The sequence below is a fragment of the Nioella sediminis genome (genome assembly GCF_001879695.1).
In the GTDB taxonomy this organism is placed as follows: domain Bacteria; phylum Pseudomonadota; class Alphaproteobacteria; order Rhodobacterales; family Rhodobacteraceae; genus Nioella; species Nioella sediminis.
In genome coordinates this window covers 1-16,913 of record NZ_MNBL01000107.1, presented here as the reverse complement: position 1 = coordinate 16,913, position 16,913 = coordinate 1, and the positions used below count along the sequence as shown (strand labels likewise).

The following is a 16,913-nucleotide window of genomic DNA, read 5'->3' as shown; positions in this document are numbered from 1 at the left end:
GGCGCAATAATGCAATCAGTAATTAGGAAGTGGGATATATCGCGCATTCAGGTCGGATAGAGTTTCAAACTTGAGTAAAGCATCTATACAGGCATGAGAAGGTATTCAGCAAATTCTTCGGTAAACTCAAAGCGATCAACATTGTTGTAGGTGGTCTCTATGATCGCGTCGTAGTTTTGCATCACCTTTAACTTTGGCCTCAAGCTCTCGTGAGTTTCAAAATAATATGTGAAAATGGGGTTCTCAGGGTCGCCATTGTAGGACCACTTCTTAGACATGACTATGAATTCTCGGATAAACGGATCCTTTACAATATCGTTCCGCATCTCCGCCACAAGATGTGGCATTTTTTCTTCAAGCTTTTTGTAGCTGCGGGACACGACAATTGAGAAGCCGCGAATGCCAAGATACGCGCGCATCTCCGCCATGGTTTTCCACTCTCTCAGCAGTTCAGCGGAGTGACTGGCAATATCCGCGTCCACCAATCTGCTACAGGTTTGACATAGCCAAATTCCATTTTCGGCAGCAGTTCGTTCATCTGGTGTTAAAGTGGGATCGTACCGTGGCCCCCTTTCGGCAGCGGCCGTAATGTGTGCGGCAACGCCAATACTTGTGCTATCACTAGCACCGTCCGGACCAATGGTCGGACGTAAACAGGTTTGATTTGAACATCGGTAACCTGCGCGTTGCGCAATTGTTCTTATTACGGGTGCTCTAAAATCATCACGGTTTGCCATAATTAGAGCATATAAGGCATCAGATCTGTTATGAAAAGCGGTCGCTTAGCGCGTCAGTGAAAAGGGTCACTTCGCACCTCAAAGCCGACCTCAAGCCCTCAAAGACTTTGCCCCTCAAGCCACTCCCAACACCCATTTCCCCTTGGCAGGTCGCGCAAAGCCTGTCAGCGTGAGGGGCAGTGAAAGGCAGATGCGATGCTGGAGAGGGTCCGACAGTTCCGCGACAGGCTGACCGGGAAATGGTCGGCGCGGTCCTGCTGGCCCTGTTTCATCATCAATATCCGCTCCTCCCCCGCTCTCTGATGATCCGCCAAAAACCGGGGCCTCGCCCCAGATGACATGGCTGCCGCGATGGCAGCCCGGATGATCGGAGCTTTCCAGATGACCCTTACCCCAGACCTGCCACGGGTGCAGGAGGACTACAAGCGCGACGGTGTCGTGCTGCTGCGCAATGCGGTTTCGCCCGAGTGGATCGAGAAGCTGCGCGCGGCGATCGACCTCGAAGTGCAGAAGGGCGAGCGCTATTTCGCCTACAAGAACATGCGCGAGCGGCCCGGCACCTTTCAGGACTATTGCCTTCAATCGGATATCGGCCAGCGTGTGGCCGAGGTGGCGGGCAGCCCGTGGACCTCGCTCATCTACGACCAGATCTTCGTGAAGGAGCCGGGGACGAAGACCCAGACAGGCTGGCACACGGATCAGCCTTACTGGCCTGTTCAGGGCCCGATCATGACCATGTGGATCGCGCTTGATGATGTGGACGCGGATAATGGCGCGCTGGAATTCGTGCGCGGGTCGCACGCCTGGGGCGCGAAATACCGGCCATTCAAGACCGACCAGCTCGGCGCGTTTTCGCATTACCTGGAGGTGGGGAACCCCGACTATATCGACATGCCGGATTTCGAGGCGGAGCGGGCGAGCTACGACATCTTCCACTTCCCGCAGATGGCCCCCGGCGATGCGCTGGCCTTTGACGGGATGAGCGTGCATTCGGCCATGGGCAACCGTACCTCGACCCACCGGCGGCGGGGCTACGCGATCCGTTTTGCGGTGGAGGGCGCCACGTATGATCCGCGTGATGAGGTCACGGAATGGCTGCATGATGCGAGCCTTGCGAAGGGCGATCCCTTCCGGGGCGGGCGCTTTCCGGTGATCTACGCGGCGTGACCAGTGGGGGGCCGGGTGCCCGGCCCCTTGCGTCAGGTGACCTGCGCGCGCTGATCCTCGCGGCTCATGGAGACGAGGAGTTTTTCGCTTGCCTGCACGGCCTCGAACCCCGCCTTGTCCGCCATGCCTTTCCACTGGGCCAGCACCAGCGACTGCGCCACGGCCCCGCCAAGCGTCGCGCCCGGGCCGGTCACGATGAAGAGGTCGGGGGCGAATTCGCGGGCCGCCGTGCGGATTGCTGCGGTGAAGTCGTAGGTCTCGCAGACCTGCGTATCGAAGGTGTAGCGCCAGAGCGCTTGTGTGTCCGTGGCCCCTGGCCACCAGACGGACCCGCGCCCGTCGATGAGGGGCTTTTGCGGCTGACCGAAGAGCGTCGCCGGCAGTGCGGCGCGGCCCTTTTCGGCCACGGGGGCCTGCATCGCGGTGTGGAACGCCGCATGGTTGGCCAGCCGCATGGGGAAGCGTCCACCGACAGGGGGAACAGCGGTTTCAAAGGCTTTCAGCCCGGCATCGTTCCCTGCCAGCACCAACATGCCACCAAGGTCGATGGAGAGGTGCAGATCCTGCCCGTCGCGGGCGTTGATCCCTGCCACGATCTCCAACAACTCCGCCTTGCGCCCCAAATCCGGTTGCCAGTCCTCGCCCATCCACGGGTAGACCAGTTGCCCGCCGATCAGGTGCTCCTGCATCAGGCTGCCCATGGTGTCGACCACGCGGAACCCGTCCTCGGGCGACAGGGCGCCACCCGCGGCCAGCGCCAGATACCAGCCCATGGAATTGCCGGTGACGGCGACGACCTCGATATCCTCGGCCAGTGCCGCCGCATCGGCCAGCGAACAGGCGCAGATGAGGGGCGAGGCCACGTCGCCGCGCGAGTATTTCGAGACGCTGAATTTCCCGGCGCTGTCCAGCGCGGAAACGGTTTCACGGCCCGCCTCAGCTCGGATTGCATCGAAGCGCGCAACAAGATCTGAGCGCGCCCCGTGGTGGCGCCCAAGATAGCCCAGTTCGGGGGCGTTGTAGGTGCCCCGTCCGGGGCAGATCAGAACCGCCTTGCGTGTCATGCCATGCCTCCCGTCAGGGTCTTCGCCGCCGTGTAGATGCCCTCCGCCGAGGGTAGCGTCGCGCCATAGGCAGGGCCGGTGGCGATGAAGCTGTCCTCTGCCGTCACCCGCGCGAAACTGGCGATCCCGGCCTCGTGCAGATGCGCCATCAGCGCCTCGGCCTGGCCGCCGGTGAAGCGGCATTCGTCGACCACCAGAACATGGGCGCAGCCTCGGACGGCCTCGATCATGGCATCGACCGGCAGGGGCGCCAGCCAGCGCAGGTCAATGACGCGGGTTCTGATCCCGTCCGCCTCCAGCCGCGCCTGTGCCTGCTGCGACAGGTAATGCCCGTTGCCATAGGTGATGATCGCCAGATCCTGCCCGTCGCCCTGCTGGCCGATCTCGCCAAGCGGAATGCGCCGGTCGGGGGCGGGATAGCGCGTCATCCAGCCGCCATCGCCCGCTTCATGCAGGTCGCGCATCGGGTAGAGCGCAATGGGTTCCACAAAGACGACGACCCGCTGTTCCTCCCGCGCCAGCCGCACGCTTTCACGCAGCATCATGGCCGCGTCTTCGCCGGTGGAGGGGCAGGCGAGGATGAGGCCGGGAATGTCGCGCAGCACGGCCAGCGAGTTGTCATTGTGGAAATGGCCACCGAACCCCTTCTGATAGCCAAGCCCGGCGATCCGCACCACCATCGGGTTGGTGAACTGGCCGTTCGAGAAGAAGGGCAGGGTGGCGGCCTCTCCTCGCAGTTGATCCTCGGCGTTGTGCAGATAGGCGAGGAACTGAATCTCGGGGATGGGCACGAAGCCATTGCCTGCCATGCCGATTGCATTGCCAAGGATGGATTGTTCATCAAGCAGCGTGTCGATCACCCGGTCGGGGCCGTAGCGCTGTTGCAGCTTCTGCGTGACGCCATAGACACCGCCCTTGCGGCCGACATCCTCGCCCATCAGGACGATTTCGCGATGGTCCAGCATCAGGTCGGTGAGCGCGAGGTTGAGGATTTTCGACAGGGGCTGAGGGCTGTCCATCGCCTTCATGTCCGCGCCGAACGCGGCCGCCCGCGCCTCCGCCGAGGGGCCATTCGTCGGTGCGCAGTCGCGTTTCGGGGGGGTGAGGCTGGCCATCACGCCCGCCGCGTCCTGCAGGCGGGGGCGGGTCACGGCCTCTGCCGCCACGCGGGTCACGCGGGCGTTGGTGTCCTCGTAGATCGCCAGTGCATCCTCGGCGGGCAGGGCGCCGGATTTGTCCAGCAGACGGGCGGAATGAAGAAGCGGATCGTTGGCTTCGCCGGCCTCGACCTCGTCTTTCGACAGGTAGCTCAGCGCCACATCCGCGCCCGCATGGCCATAGAGCCGGACGGTGCGCAGGTGCAGGAAGGCGGGCTTGCGGCGGGTGCGGACGTAATCGGCGGCCTCCTGCGCGACTTTGTAGGTGTCGTAGATATCGAGCCCGTCGGCGCTGAAATACCGGATGCCGGGGCGGTGGCGCATGCTGGCCTCGATCCAGCCTTTCGGCGTCTTGACCGAGATGCCGATGCCATTGTCCTCGCAGACAAAAAGCAGCGGCAGGGGTGTGGATTGAACCGAGGTCCAGCCCGCCGTGTTGATGGCCCCTTGCGCGGTGGAATGGTTGGTGGAGGCATCGCCGAAGCTGCACATGACGATGGCGTCATCGGCATAGAGCTTATGTTCGGGCGGATGCCGACGGGCGAGGCCGACGGAAAATGCCGCGCCGACCGCTTTTGGCAGGTGACTGGCAATCGTCGAGGTCTGGGGTGGGATCATCAGGTCACGCGAACCCAGAACCTTGTGCCGCCCGCCTGAAATCGGGTCTTCCGAGGAGCAGGCGAAGGACAGCAGCATGTCCCAGGTGATATTCTGCCCCGGCACCTGCGCGCTGCGGGCGATCTGGAAGGCGGCATCGCGGTAATGAAGGAAGGCCGGATCCGTGGGGCGCAGGGCGGCGGCGACGGCGGCCATGCCTTCATGCCCCGAGGAACCGATCGTGTAATACCCTTGCCCCGCCTTCTGCATCGCGCGGCTTTCCCGGTCGAGCGCGCGGGACAGGCACTGCGACCGGAAGAGCGACACCGCCAGCGGGGCGGGCAGGCCCGGCGCGGGGGGCCTGCCGGGGGGGAAATCGCGCTTGGCCACGCGGGTCAGGAAATTGTCGTGGACGATCTGGGCGCGGTCCATGGGGGCCTCTACTGGCTTGTTCCGTGCGATTTTATTGAAGGAGATCGCAGCGGGGCTGTCACTTTCCCTTCTGAAATATGCGTATTTACACGGCAGCGCCAATGATGAATTCTCCGACGAGTTGGAGAAAAACTCACATGATTGCCTCGCGCCGCTTCCTGCCCTCGCTTCCCTCCATGCTGGCGCTGGAGGCGGTGGACCGCCTTGGCAGCGCCACCGCTGCAGCGGAAGAGTTATCGCTCACGCACAGCGCGGTCAGCCGCCAGATCAAGGTGCTGGAGGATCAGTTGGGCGTCACGCTGGTGCAGCCGGGGCGGGGCGGGTTGCGGCTGACGCCCGCTGCGGTGGATTATTGCCAGACGCTGAGGGAAAGCCTGACGGCCCTGTCTCGTGCCTCGCTGCGGTTGAAGGCAAATCCCGATGGCGGCAGTCTTGATCTGTCGATCCTGCCCACCTTCGGAATCCATTGGCTGGCACCCCGTTTTCGCCGGTTCAGCCTTGCGCACCCGGAAGTGTCGCTGAACCTGTCCACCCGGCTGAAGCCGTTTGATTTCGCCCGCGAACCCTTCGATGCGGCGGTGCATTTCGGCGCGCAGGACTGGCCCGGCGTGTCCTATCTGAAGATCGCGGGCGAGGAGGTGCTGCCGGTCTGCGCGCCGGGGTTGCTGACGGATGCGCTGGACCGCCCCGAGGCGCTGCTGGACCTGCCGCTGCTGCATCTCGATACCCGAGCGAGCGCATGGGAGGATTGGTTCCACCATCAGGGCGTCGATGTCAGCGCCCCGCGCGGCATGCTCTTCGATCAGTTCACGACCATTGCTCAGGCCGCGGCGCTGGAAATGGGCGTTGCCCTCCTGCCCACATTTCTTGCCGAGGCCGAGATCGCGCGGGGACGGCTGGTCGTGGCCTATGGCGGTCCAGTGGCCTCAACCGGCAGCTACTACCTTGTATGGCCCAATGACCGGCCAATGCGCGCGCCGCTGGAACGGTTCGCGGAGTGGATCCGCTCGGATCTGTGAGGCGTCAGGCGAAGGGCAGGGGCGCCAGCCGGGCGGCACGGGTTCCATCGGGCAGGGCGACGCTGAGACCGGTGGCGCTGTCGGCGATATCCGCGCGGATCAGACCGACGCCGATATTCATCCCCAGGCGGCGGGACGCCGCCACCTCGCTGACATGACCGACCGGCTGGCCGTCCTGAAGCAGCTGCACCGGATGGGCGTTCGGCTGCACTGGGTCGCCGTCCAGCACCAGCCCGACCCGGCGGCGTGCAGGGCCGTTCGCCGCGATCCGTTCCAGCGCCGCGCGACCGATGAAATCATGCCCTGCGGCAAGATCGATCAGCGGGCCAAAGCCCATTTCGTAGGGATTTGTCCGATGCGTCTGCAACCGCATATCCGCGCCATAGGAAATCAGCCCGCTTTCCAGCCGTTCGGTATCATTCGGCGCGCCCGGCCCGATGCCGAAGGGCCGGCCCGCCTCTTTCACCGCCTGCCACAGATCGCCACCCCGGCTGCCATCCGTCAGGTAAAGCTCAAACCCGCCCTGTTTCGACCAGCCGGACCGCGCCAGCACCAGCGGGATGCCGTTCAGCTCGGTTTCGCGGAACGCGAAGTAGCGCAGTTCGCGCACCCAATTCCCGAATAGCGCGGCGGTCACGTCTTCGGCCTTCGGACCCTGAATGGCCAGCGGCGAGACATCGGGCTCGAACACCTGCACATCCATTCGCTTTTCCCGCGCGACGGCGGCGGCCCAGAGATGAATATCGCTATCCGCGACCGACAGCCAATAGCGGGTATCCTCCAGTTTCAGCAGAACCGGGTCGTTGATCAGCCAGCCATCGTGATCGCAGAGCGGTACATAACGGCCCTGGCCGACCCTTGTCGCCGACAGGTTGCGCGGCGTCAGGTATTGCGCCAGCGCGCCCGCATCGGGGCCAGAAAGCTCCACCTGCCGTTGCGCGGCCACGTCCCACATCGCGACGCCATTCAACAGCCGGTCATATTCCGCCTCCGGGTCGCCGAAATTGCCGGGAATATACATGTGGTTGTAAACCGAGAAGGACCGCACACCGTCGGCAACGGTCGCCTCGAAATAGGCCGACTTGCGAATGTTGGGACCGATATTGATGTCAAAGGACATTGGGGGCCTTCCGGGAAAACTGCGCTTGTCCCCTTGTTGAATCGGTTCCCGAGGAGTGCAAGCCGTTCTGTGCGCCTGCCGCCCGATTTGGGCGCTAGGGCGGGTTCGTCAGCCCGATCCCGTATGCGCGGGCCGACCCGCGCGCGCGGCATGGCATATCTCTGGCGGTGATGGGCAGGCGCAGGCCTTAGCCTGCCGGAGATGCAATCCGCCATTTACAAACCGTGCATGAAACGGAAAACAGGCGCAGTCCCCTGCGAAGCCTTCAAGCTTGCCGCAAAGGTGATATACAGACGCTGTCCAGTTTGAAGCGGAAGGACTCCGGGCTTGAAAACCGTTGCTATCATCCCCGCGCGCGGTGGCTCCAAGCGGATTCCGCGCAAGAATATCCGGCCATTCCGCGGCCAGCCGATGATTTCCTGGGCCATCCGCGAGGCGCTGTCCTCGGGCCTGTTCGACCGGGTGGTCGTCACCACCGATGATGCCGAGATTGCCGAGGTCGCCCGCGCGTCGGGGGCCGAGGTGCCGTTTCTGCGGCAGGCCGATCTGGCCAATGACCACGCCGGTCTGACCGAGGTCGTGCAGGACGCGATCCGGCAATTGTCGCTGTCGATCACCCCTCCTGACTTGGTTTGCCTGATCTACGCCACCGCCCCGTTCCTGAGGGCGGCGGACCTGCGCGACGGGCTGGACAGGCTGACGGCCTCGGATGCCGATTACGCGATTTCCGTGGCCAGTTTCCCGGCCCCCGTGGAACGCGCGCTGGTCGAGACGGATGGCCAGCTGACCATGATGAACCAGGACAATCTGTTTCTGCGCAGTCAGGACCTGCGCGAGGCCTATCATGATGCCGCGCAGTTCGTCTGGGGAACGGCAGAGGCATGGCTGTCGGACCGCCGGGCCTTGCGGTCCCCGACGATCCCGGTTGTCCTGCCGCGTCACCGGGTGCAGGACATCGACACCCCCGAGGACTGGGCCTTTGCGGAATTGCTGGCGAAAGTGCTGGAAGAGGTCGAGGCATGACAGCCCGCCGCCCCATCCTGGGGGCCTTTCTGAACGGTGTGCCGGACGTTGAAAACCTCTATCCGATCCTCGCGGGCCTCAGGGATGGGGGGCGGGTCGAGCTGGATCTGTTCGTGACCTCCGGCCTGTGGCGGCGCGAAGCGCGCGTGCGCAAGCTGTTGCGCGGATCGGGCATGGCGTATCGGGTGCGGCCCAACAAGCTGATGAAGGCGGGTGTCTACTATCGTCGCCTGCTGCGCGGGGTCGACCGGCTGCTCGTGATCGGCGACCCCTGCCATGACGAGTCGGTTTTCGGCGCGCGCGGGCGCTACATAAAGGACGCGGGCATTCCGACGATCTACATGCAGCATGGTGTCATCCAGCAGCACCTGACCTACTCGGACGATGGCAGCGCAACGGAGTTTCATTCCGATCCGGTCTTCCTGTGGGAAGATCCTTCCTGCCATGATGGCATTCTGGCGCCGGACGTGGCGCCGCGCATCCGCATTTCCGGCTTTACCAAGAAACCGGTTTTCGAGCTGCGTCGCCCCCCCGAGGCGCTTGCGCAACGGCTGGCCGGGTTCCGCAGGCGCGTCCTGATCTGTCACACGTTCCGGGGCGGCGGCCATGATGCCAACCAGATCGAGCAGGCCTACGGCATGATCCGCGCATATTGCCAGCGAAACCCGGATGTCGCGGTGATTGTCCGGCCGCATCGCGGCAAGGTCCGCTCAAACTACAGCCAGCATGACAGGCAACTCGGCCAAGACTGCCCGAACGTGGTCTTCTCGTTCCAGCATTCCGGTCCGCTTAAGGGCATGAACATCGTCGACGTGCTGAGCCTCGTGGACTGTATCGTCTCCACCCCGTCGACGGCGGTTCTGGATGGGCTCTATCTGGGGCGACCGGCGGCGTTGATGGCGGCTGAAAACTGTCGCCAACTGATGTCCCTGCCCGTGATCTCCGACCGGGCATCGCTTGAGGCCTTTGTCGAAGGGGGCATGACGGACCCAATGCGCCGGATGCTGGACCACTACGGTGACGTAGATCAGAACGTGAGCCGGGTCTGCGCGATGATCGAGGAGCGGCTGTTGACAGAGGCTGCAGCCTGATGGCCGCGATGACCCCCGCGATAGTCCTGCGCGCATCCGGTGGCGCGGGCATAGGCATTGGCCACCTGCAACGCTGTGCCGCCCTCGCGCAGGCGCTGAAGGGCGATGTGCTTGTCTCGTCGCCCGAACGGCCGGACGTCATGGAGGAGCTTGGCCTTCCCGCGCATGGCCGCCTTGACGATGCCGGCTGGATCGCTGCGCTGCCCGAGGGGGCGGTTGTCGTGCTGGATACGCTGCACCATGGCAACGCCATGGCCACGGCGGCGGATGTGGCGACACTGAAAGCCGCAGGTCACCGCGTCGTGGTGATCGACAGCATGCCGCCCGACCACTTCACCGCGCCCGATCCGGGCTGTCTGCCGGATCTACTGGTCACGCCCTATCATGCCGCCGACAAGTTGCGCCCGCCGCTGCCGGACACGCGCTGGCTTGCCGGAAGCGCCTATGCGATCCTGCCAGAGGCCTACCGCCATGCAAGGGCCAAGGCTGCGGCGGTGAAAGGCGAGGGTGCAATCCTCGTGACCTGCGGCGGTGCCGATCCGACCGGTCTGTCGCTTGGACTTGCGCGCGCCTGTGCGCGAGGCGTGTATCCGGTCGACGTGGTCATAGGCCCCCAGTTCGCACCCGATCTGGTCGCGGACCTTGAGGCACTGACCACGACCTGCCCGCAGATCACGCTGCATCGCGGCCTGAGCTCGCTCATCCCGCTATACCTGCGCGCACGCCTTGTCGTCGGTCGGCCCGGCCTTGTCCGCTACGAGGCGGCCTGCCTCGGTCGCCGGGCGCTCTATCTGTGGGATCACGACGAATACCGCGCCTATTTCGAAGCGTTTCGGGACAGCGGCCTTGCTGAGATCCATTTCACTGCCGATCCCGGCGGGAAAGCCGCCTTCTTCGACCGCATTGCCACGCTTGTCACCTCGCGCGAACCGGATCTGGGGCTGGTCTCGGAGGCTGCCGACGCGGTAGACGGGAACGGAGCGGCCCGCGTGGCGGAGGCGATCATGGCAATGTGCCAGAAAGGACCCAGATGACACTCACAGTAGACGGCAAGAAGATCGGAGAGACCGAGAAGTCATTCCTGATCGCGGAACTCAGTGCCAATCACGACGGCGATCTGGATCAGGCGCTTGCCCTTGTGGATCTTGCCGCCGATGCCGGGTGGGATGCGTTCAAGTTGCAGACCTACAGCGCCGACAGCCTGACGGTGAACAGCAATCACCCCTCGCTTGCCGTTGACAAGGTCTGGGGCCACACAAATCTCTATGAGCTGTACCAGTCCGCCGCGATGCCGATGGAATTTCATGCGCCGCTGTTCGAAAGGGCGCGCGCCCGGGGAATGCTGCCCTTTACCTCTGTCTACGACCCGATGGACCTGCCGTTCACCGAAGACCTTGGCTGCGCGCTCTATAAGATCGCGTCCTTCGAGATGACCTTCGATGACCTGCTGATCGAAATCGCGGGCACCGGCAAGCCAGTGATCATGTCGACCGGCATGGCGGAACTGGCCGAGGTCGAGCATGCACTGAACGTACTGGAGCGGGCCAATGCGGGCGACGTGATCCTGCTGCACTGCGTATCGGCCTATCCGACCCCGTTCGAAGAGATCAACCTGACCGCGATGGATGCGCTGCGGGCGCGGTTCGGGCGGATGGTCGGGTTCTCGGACCACACGGTCGGGTCGCGCGCCGCGGTTCTGGCGGCGGCCATGGGGGCCGTGGCGATCGAGAAGCACATCACCAACGATCCGACCCGCACCGGCCCCGACCACAGGTTCTCTGCCACGCCGGATGTGCTGGCTGACATCGCCGCCGGTGTCACCGAGGCCGCAATCGCGCGGGGGACCGGGAAGAAAGGCACGTCCAGTTCCGAACAGGTCAGCAAGGCGGTTGGCCGGCGGTCGGCCTTCAGCCTTCGGGATCTGCGCGCGGGAGAGATCGTGACAGACGCGGATTTCCGGTTCGTCCGGCCGGGGGCGGGTATTCCGCCCAATGACAAGGGGACGGTGCTGGGTCGGCGGCTGGTCAGGGATGTGCCGAAGGGCCACCCGATCACCTATGACGATGTCGAGACATGACCGACGGGCCTGCCCAGATGACCGGGGATCAGCGGGTTTGCGCCATCATGCAGCCCACCTTCCTGCCGTGGCTCGGCTATTTCTCGTTGATTGCCCAGGCCGATGATTTCGTGTTTCTGGACGATGTGCAGTTCACCAAGCAGAGCTGGCAGAACCGCAACCGGATTTCCGGGCCGAACGGGCCGGTGCTGCTGTCCCTGCCCGTGGCGCGCAAGCCCTCTTTTCCGCTGATCAACGAGGCCCGGTTCGGGCAACCCGATTTCGAACGGAAGCTGGTGGCGCGGATCAAGGGGTGTCTTGGAAAAGCGCCGCATTGGCCCTTGGTGGAACGCCTGCTGGAAACCGGGCTGGCCCGGTCAACACATGGGCTGTCGGCGGTGAATATCGGGTTCATTCGCGACATCTGCTCGGAAATCGGTATTGAGGCGACGTTTCACCAGACCAGCCAGATGAATCTGCCGGACTTCGAACGGTCGGAACGGCTGTTGCAGGTCTGCGAAAGGCTGAAGGCAGGGATTTACCTCTCGCCCGTCGGGTCCGCCGGTTATCTGCGCGACAGCAACCCCTTCTCCGAGCAGGGTGTCCGTCTTCGGTTCATGAGCTTTGCGCATCCGCATTACGCTCAGGCAAAGCACGCGTTCCAGTCCCATATGTCGATCATCGACGCGCTGGCCTGGACAGGGCCGGACGAGACGCGCCGGATGATCATCGAGGGCATTGGCACACCGCTCGGAATTGAGGCGTTGGATTTGCCCGGTGACGACGATCCCGCGCCCTGAGCTTGCCCGCGCGTCCAGAAATCCTGTTTCCGTCCCGGTTTGTGCGTGATACCGTCCGCAGGCGCCCCTCGGGATCGCGCGAAACCGCCATACCCAAGCAGAACAAGCAGGCCCGATGCCCTATCAGGACGTGAATAAGATCATCGCCAACTATGAGACTCTCCTGAAGGAAAAGGGGGAAGGCGCTCAGGCGGTACAGTATGCGGACGAAGCCAGCCAACAGGCGCGTTTCGAGATCTTGCTGCAAGTCGATCGGGACATGACATCGGTGCTGGACGTGGGCTGTGGGCTGGCGCATTTCGCCCATTACCTGCGCGCCGGTGGACGGACCAGCCGCTACACCGGTGTCGATGTCGTGGCTGATTTCGTGCGACTGGCCAACAGATCGCTGGCCGATGATGACCGGGCCACGGTCACGCTCATGGATGCGGGTTCTGACGACCTGCCGGGCGGGCACGACTACGCGGTGTTGTCGGGGGTCTTCAACAATACCATGACCGACAACTGGGGCTTCATGACCAGCACCCTGCGCAAGATGTATGCCGCGGCGGACAAGGGGATCGCCTTCAACGCGATGTCGACCTGGGTCGATTTTCAGGACCCTGATCTGTGGTATGTGGACCCGATGGAGGTCTTCTCCTTCTGCAAGCGCGAATTGGGCGGTCATCCGGTTCTGAGGCATGACTATGTAACGCGCCCGGGCGGCTTTCCTTTCGAGTTCACCATGTATGTTTACAAGCAGCCCGTCAGCCCCGACCGCTGATCGGCATTGCGGAAGTCCGAGTTGGACCTGTCCCCGAGATGGGCACATGCGTGACAGCCTCGGTTGCGCGCTAGGAAAGGACGGCGTGTCGGGCAGCGGATTGGCTTAAATGGACGTCATCATTCGTTCATTGGCGATCGAGGCGGGCTTTCAGCTGCTGCCCCGGGTCAGCTCACTATGACTCCGGATCATCTGTCAGGGATGCATTCAACCGGCTGATTTGCCCGGACTTGTCCCATTCAAGAGTGCCGAATTCCAAAGGACGACTTGGACTGAAGCATGGTTATGCAGAACTATGTTTCGAACACCCTTTCGGCGGCCGCGCATTTACTGCAAAACTTGGGGTCGCAGACGCGCGCGGGGGGCGCCCGCTGCGTCGGTGGCGGCTTCCAATTCGGCCACGGTCTCCCCCCATTCACGGTAGAAGGCCGAGGCAATCGGTAGCGCCGAGGTGATCCCGTTGCATAGCAGTTGCGCGAATGCTAGCCGCCGCACCCCTGACTGGCACTCAAACAATTAGGCCTCGGAACGGTTGGCGACAGCCTCGCAAGCTGGCAACTCACAACGCGCAATAGGGAGGGCGGAAAGGGGGATTGGTAGCGGGAAAATACGCACCACCCTTTGAGGTAGTAAAAAACGAGCTTTGTGGTGCGGGCGGTGGGACTCGAACCCACACGGGCACAGGGCCCTTCAGATTTTAAGTCTGATATGTCTACCATTCCATCACGCCCGCATGCGGCCCCCGGTCAGGTCCGGGTGCCTGCAAATCTTTCCTGCCAGCTTTCGCGGTCCTCGTCGCTGATCTTGGCAAAGAGCACATCCGGCACGCTAAAGCCATGGCCGGGTTCCAGCACCGCCAGCGCGTCACCCACGGAATCGGGCCAACCCGCGCCGTCTGCGTTCATCGCCGCCAGCATCGTGGCCGATGCATCGGGGATGAAGGGTTCCGACAGGACCGCATACAGACGGATCAGATTGAGCGACAGCCGCACGATGGCGGCGGCGCGGTCGGGGTCTTCCTTGAAGGCGGCCCAGGGGGCAGCGGCCTGCAGGTATTCGTTGCCAGCGACCCAGATGGCGCGCAGTTCGGCCGCAGCCTTGCGGATCTCCATCGCCTCCATATGGGCCTCGTAGGCTTCAAGCTTTTCCTCCAGCTCGGCCACCAGCGCAAACTCCTGATCGCCGTAATCGCCGCCCTCAGGCACCACTTCGCCAAACTTGGAGCGGCAGAACTTGGTTACGCGGCTGACGAAGTTGCCAAGCACGTCGGCCAGGTCCTTGTTCACGGATTGCTGGAAGTTTTCCCAGGTGAACTCGCTGTCCGAGCTTTCCGGCGCATGGGACAGAAGCCACCAGCGCCAGTAATCGGCGGGCAGAATCTCCAACGCCTGATCCATGAAGACGCCGCGCCCGCGGCTGGTGGAGAACTGGCCACCATCATAATTCAGGTAGTTGAAGGACTTGATGTAATCGACCAGCTTCCACGGCTCGCCCGAGCCCAGGATCGTGGCCGGGAAACTGAGCGTGTGGAAGGGCACGTTGTCCTTGCCCATGAACTGGACGTAACGCACGTCATCGGCGCCCTTGTCGGTGCGCCACCAGCGTTCCCAGTCGGCCTCGGACTTGCCATTGGCTTCAGCCCATTCGGCGGCGCAGGCGATATACTCGACCGGCGCGTCGAACCAGACGTAGAAGACCTTGCCCTCCATGCCCGGCCAATCCTCATCCCCGCGCTTGACCGGGATGCCCCAGTCCAGATCGCGGGTGATGCCCCGGTCCTGCAACCCGTCGCCGTCGTTCAGCCACTTCTTGGCAATCGAGGTGGTCAGCACTGGCCAGTCGGTCTTGGAGTCGATCCACGCCTCCAACTGGTCCTTCATCGCGGACTGGCGCAGGAAAAGGTGCTTGGTCGGGCGCATCTCCAGATCGGTGGAGCCGGAGATGGTGGAATGCGGGTTGATCAGGTCGACGGGGTCCAGCTGCTTGGTGCAGTTGTCGCACTGGTCGCCACGGGCACTTTCGAAGCCGCAATTGGGGCAGGTGCCCTCGACATAGCGATCCGGCAGGAAGCGGCCATCGGCCTTGGAATACATCTGCTGGTCATCGACCTCGCGGATCAGACCGGCCTCGTAGAGCTTGCCGGCCAGATGCTGTGTCAGCTTGTGGTTCTGCTTGCTGGAGGAGCGTCCGAAATGGTCGAAGCTGAGGCGGAAGCCCTTGGCGATTTCCGCCTGAATGGCCCACATTTCAGCGCAGTACTCCGCAACCGGTTTGCCGGCCTTGGCGGCGGCCAGTTCGGCGGGGGTGCCATGTTCGTCGGTGGCACACAGGAACATGACCTCATTGCCCCGGCCGCGCTGATAACGGGCATAGAGATCGGCGGGCAGCTGGCTGCCCACGAGATTGCCCAGGTGCTTGATCCCGTTGATATAGGGAATCGCCGAGGTGATGAGGATTCGTGCCATCGGAAAGCCTTTTGTCGTCCTTGCGCAGCCCCGTTTAGCGCAGCCGTGCGGCAAGGACCAGAACCCTTGCGCGGCTCGGGATCAGGGGCGGTGATTTCGGCGGAAGATACGCCCGACCTGAAAGCTTGTGCGCGGCACCCAGACATAGGGCGCGCGGGTGCTGGCGCTGGCCCGGCGGCGCATGCGGATCAGGCCGAAGACGACCAGCCCCAGATGCGCGGCGGCGATGAAGGAGAAGAGCGCCCCGGGACCGTAGAGAGAAATCAGGTTCGAGGTCAGAAGCGGCGCGACGATGGCGCCAAGCGCGTAGAAGAACATGAGCGCGGCGGAAAGCTCTACCCGCTCGTGATCTTCGGCCCAGTCATGGGCATGGGCGGCGGAGATCGAGTAGATCGGAAAGGTCATCAGCCCGAAGAAAAAGGCCGCCCCCATGACGGCGGCGGTACCCATGTCGCTGACGGCGATGGTGAACCCGCAGGCGGGCAGGGCAGCGATGGACATGCCGATCAGCACCCATCTGCGGTCATAGCGGTCCGCCAGCCATCCCGCGGGCAGTTGTGCCAGCGCGCCGCCAAGCACGAAGGCGGAGAGGAAATAGGCGATCTGATCGGCGCGCAGACCGACCTCGGTGCCATAGAGCGGACCCACCATGCGGAACGAGGCAGAGGAGACGGCAGCCACCATGACGCCCGCGACGGCAAGCGGCGACTTGGCCCAGGCCATGCCCGGACGCAGGCGGGGGGCGTCGGGGGTCACAGGCTCGGTCGCGCGGGACAGGGTCAGCGGCAGCAGGGTCGCACAGCACAGCAGCGCCAGCAGGTTGTAGGAGACGTAATGGGCCGGCTCCAGAAAGCCGATGATCATCTGCGCGCAGAGCGAGCCCACCATGTCGACCATCCGGTAGCTGCCCATGGCGCGGCCGCGCGTCTCGTTGGTGACCTTGGATTGCAGCCAGGCCTCGACCACCGTGTAGCAGCCTGCCACGCAAAGGCCCGAGGCCACGCGCATCAGCGCCCAGGCATAGGGATCCAGCACCAGCATATGGGCGAGAAGCCCGATGGCACCTGCGGCGGTGAAGGCCGCGAAGGCGCGGGAATGGCCGATGGTTCCCATCAGCCGCGGGGCCCACCAGCAGCCGATGAAGAAGCCGAGGAAATGGGCGGAGCCGAGCAGGCCGATCTGGCTGTTGGTGAAGCCCAGGACGGTGCCCGAAAGCACATCGAGCGGCCCCACGCCGCCCGACGAGATCTGCAGAAGGAAGATCGACAGGAAGAGGGCGGCAAAGGAAACGAGAAGGCGCATGGGGCAGGGGGCTGGCTTTTTTGTCAGACTGGGGGGCGGCGTGGTCCGCTGCTGTCCCCCCGGCGACCTCAGCGGGGTCGTTTATGGCGGGTTCGCTCAATGCTGCGCGTACCGGATCGC

The 16,913-nt window shown here is 63.6% G+C and carries 14 protein-coding genes and 1 tRNA gene; 8 read left to right on the top strand and 7 right to left on the bottom strand.

The window, feature by feature from the left end; translation table 11 throughout:
• Nucleotides 1–83 precede the first annotated feature (83 nt).
• Nucleotides 84–737, bottom strand: a complete 654-nt coding sequence (locus BKY26_RS20045) for a hypothetical protein (protein ID WP_131541868.1) — start codon at nt 735–737, stop codon at nt 84–86.
• A 381-nt stretch (nt 738–1,118) separates the two neighbouring features.
• Between BKY26_RS20045 and BKY26_RS13340 the strand changes: the two genes are divergently transcribed.
• Entirely contained in the window at nt 1,119–1,904 is a 786-nt protein-coding gene (locus BKY26_RS13340) for a phytanoyl-CoA dioxygenase family protein (protein ID WP_071690905.1), read from the top strand.
• A 32-nt stretch (nt 1,905–1,936) separates the two neighbouring features.
• Here the strand turns inward: BKY26_RS13340 and BKY26_RS13335 are convergent, their stop codons facing one another.
• Complete coding sequence (locus BKY26_RS13335; protein WP_071690881.1) at nt 1,937–2,968, bottom strand: acyl carrier protein; 1,032 nt, start codon at nt 2,966–2,968, stop codon at nt 1,937–1,939.
• Complete coding sequence (locus BKY26_RS13330) at nt 2,965–5,154, bottom strand: dehydrogenase E1 component subunit alpha/beta (RefSeq protein WP_071690880.1); 2,190 nt, start codon at nt 5,152–5,154, stop codon at nt 2,965–2,967. The genes BKY26_RS13335 and BKY26_RS13330 overlap by 4 nt, the downstream gene beginning before the upstream one ends.
• A gap of 137 nt (nt 5,155–5,291) precedes the next feature.
• Between BKY26_RS13330 and BKY26_RS13325 the strand changes: the two genes are divergently transcribed.
• Nucleotides 5,292–6,173: a LysR family transcriptional regulator gene (locus tag BKY26_RS13325; protein ID WP_071690879.1), complete on the top strand. Its 882-nt coding sequence runs from the start codon at nt 5,292–5,294 to the stop codon at nt 6,171–6,173.
• Nucleotides 6,174–6,177: 4 nt separating this feature from the next.
• Here BKY26_RS13325 and BKY26_RS13320 read toward each other — a convergent pair whose 3' ends face one another.
• A complete protein-coding gene (locus tag BKY26_RS13320) occupies nt 6,178–7,293 on the bottom strand; it encodes a glycine cleavage T C-terminal barrel domain-containing protein (RefSeq protein WP_071690878.1) in 1,116 nt (371 codons plus the stop codon).
• 327 nt (nt 7,294–7,620) lie between these two features.
• Here BKY26_RS13320 and pseF point away from each other — a divergent pair, with 327 nt between their 5' ends.
• The 6 genes from pseF (at nt 7,621) to BKY26_RS13290 (ending at nt 13,026) form a co-directional block, all read left to right on the top strand.
• Nucleotides 7,621–8,316, top strand: coding sequence for a pseudaminic acid cytidylyltransferase (pseF, locus tag BKY26_RS13315; RefSeq protein WP_071690877.1), 696 nt, complete (start codon nt 7,621–7,623; stop codon nt 8,314–8,316).
• Nucleotides 8,313–9,407 (top strand): hypothetical protein, encoded by a 1,095-nt coding sequence (locus BKY26_RS13310; protein ID WP_071690876.1) that lies wholly within the window; start codon nt 8,313–8,315, stop codon nt 9,405–9,407. The genes pseF and BKY26_RS13310 overlap by 4 nt, the downstream gene beginning before the upstream one ends.
• Complete coding sequence (locus BKY26_RS13305) at nt 9,407–10,441, top strand: hypothetical protein (RefSeq protein WP_071690875.1); 1,035 nt, start codon at nt 9,407–9,409, stop codon at nt 10,439–10,441. The genes BKY26_RS13310 and BKY26_RS13305 overlap by 1 nt, the downstream gene beginning before the upstream one ends.
• Nucleotides 10,438–11,484: a pseudaminic acid synthase gene (gene pseI / locus BKY26_RS13300; protein WP_071690874.1), complete on the top strand. Its 1,047-nt coding sequence runs from the start codon at nt 10,438–10,440 to the stop codon at nt 11,482–11,484. The genes BKY26_RS13305 and pseI overlap by 4 nt, the downstream gene beginning before the upstream one ends.
• Entirely contained in the window at nt 11,481–12,263 is a 783-nt protein-coding gene (locus tag BKY26_RS13295; protein ID WP_071690873.1) for a WbqC family protein, read from the top strand. The genes pseI and BKY26_RS13295 overlap by 4 nt, the downstream gene beginning before the upstream one ends.
• Before the next feature lie 115 nt (nt 12,264–12,378).
• Entirely contained in the window at nt 12,379–13,026 is a 648-nt protein-coding gene (locus BKY26_RS13290; RefSeq protein ID WP_083431446.1) for a class I SAM-dependent methyltransferase, read from the top strand.
• A gap of 646 nt (nt 13,027–13,672) precedes the next feature.
• Here the strand turns inward: BKY26_RS13290 and BKY26_RS13285 are convergent.
• The 3 genes from BKY26_RS13285 to BKY26_RS13275 all read right to left on the bottom strand — a co-directional run bounded on the left by BKY26_RS13285 (nt 13,673) and on the right by BKY26_RS13275 (nt 16,793).
• A tRNA-Leu gene (locus tag BKY26_RS13285) sits at nt 13,673–13,759 on the bottom strand.
• A gap of 13 nt (nt 13,760–13,772) precedes the next feature.
• Nucleotides 13,773–15,491, bottom strand: coding sequence for a methionine--tRNA ligase (metG, locus tag BKY26_RS13280; RefSeq protein ID WP_071690872.1), 1,719 nt, complete (start codon nt 15,489–15,491; stop codon nt 13,773–13,775).
• A gap of 81 nt (nt 15,492–15,572) precedes the next feature.
• Nucleotides 15,573–16,793, bottom strand: coding sequence for an MFS transporter (locus BKY26_RS13275; RefSeq protein ID WP_071690871.1), 1,221 nt, complete (start codon nt 16,791–16,793; stop codon nt 15,573–15,575).
• Between the last annotated feature and the right edge of the window lie 120 nt (nt 16,794–16,913).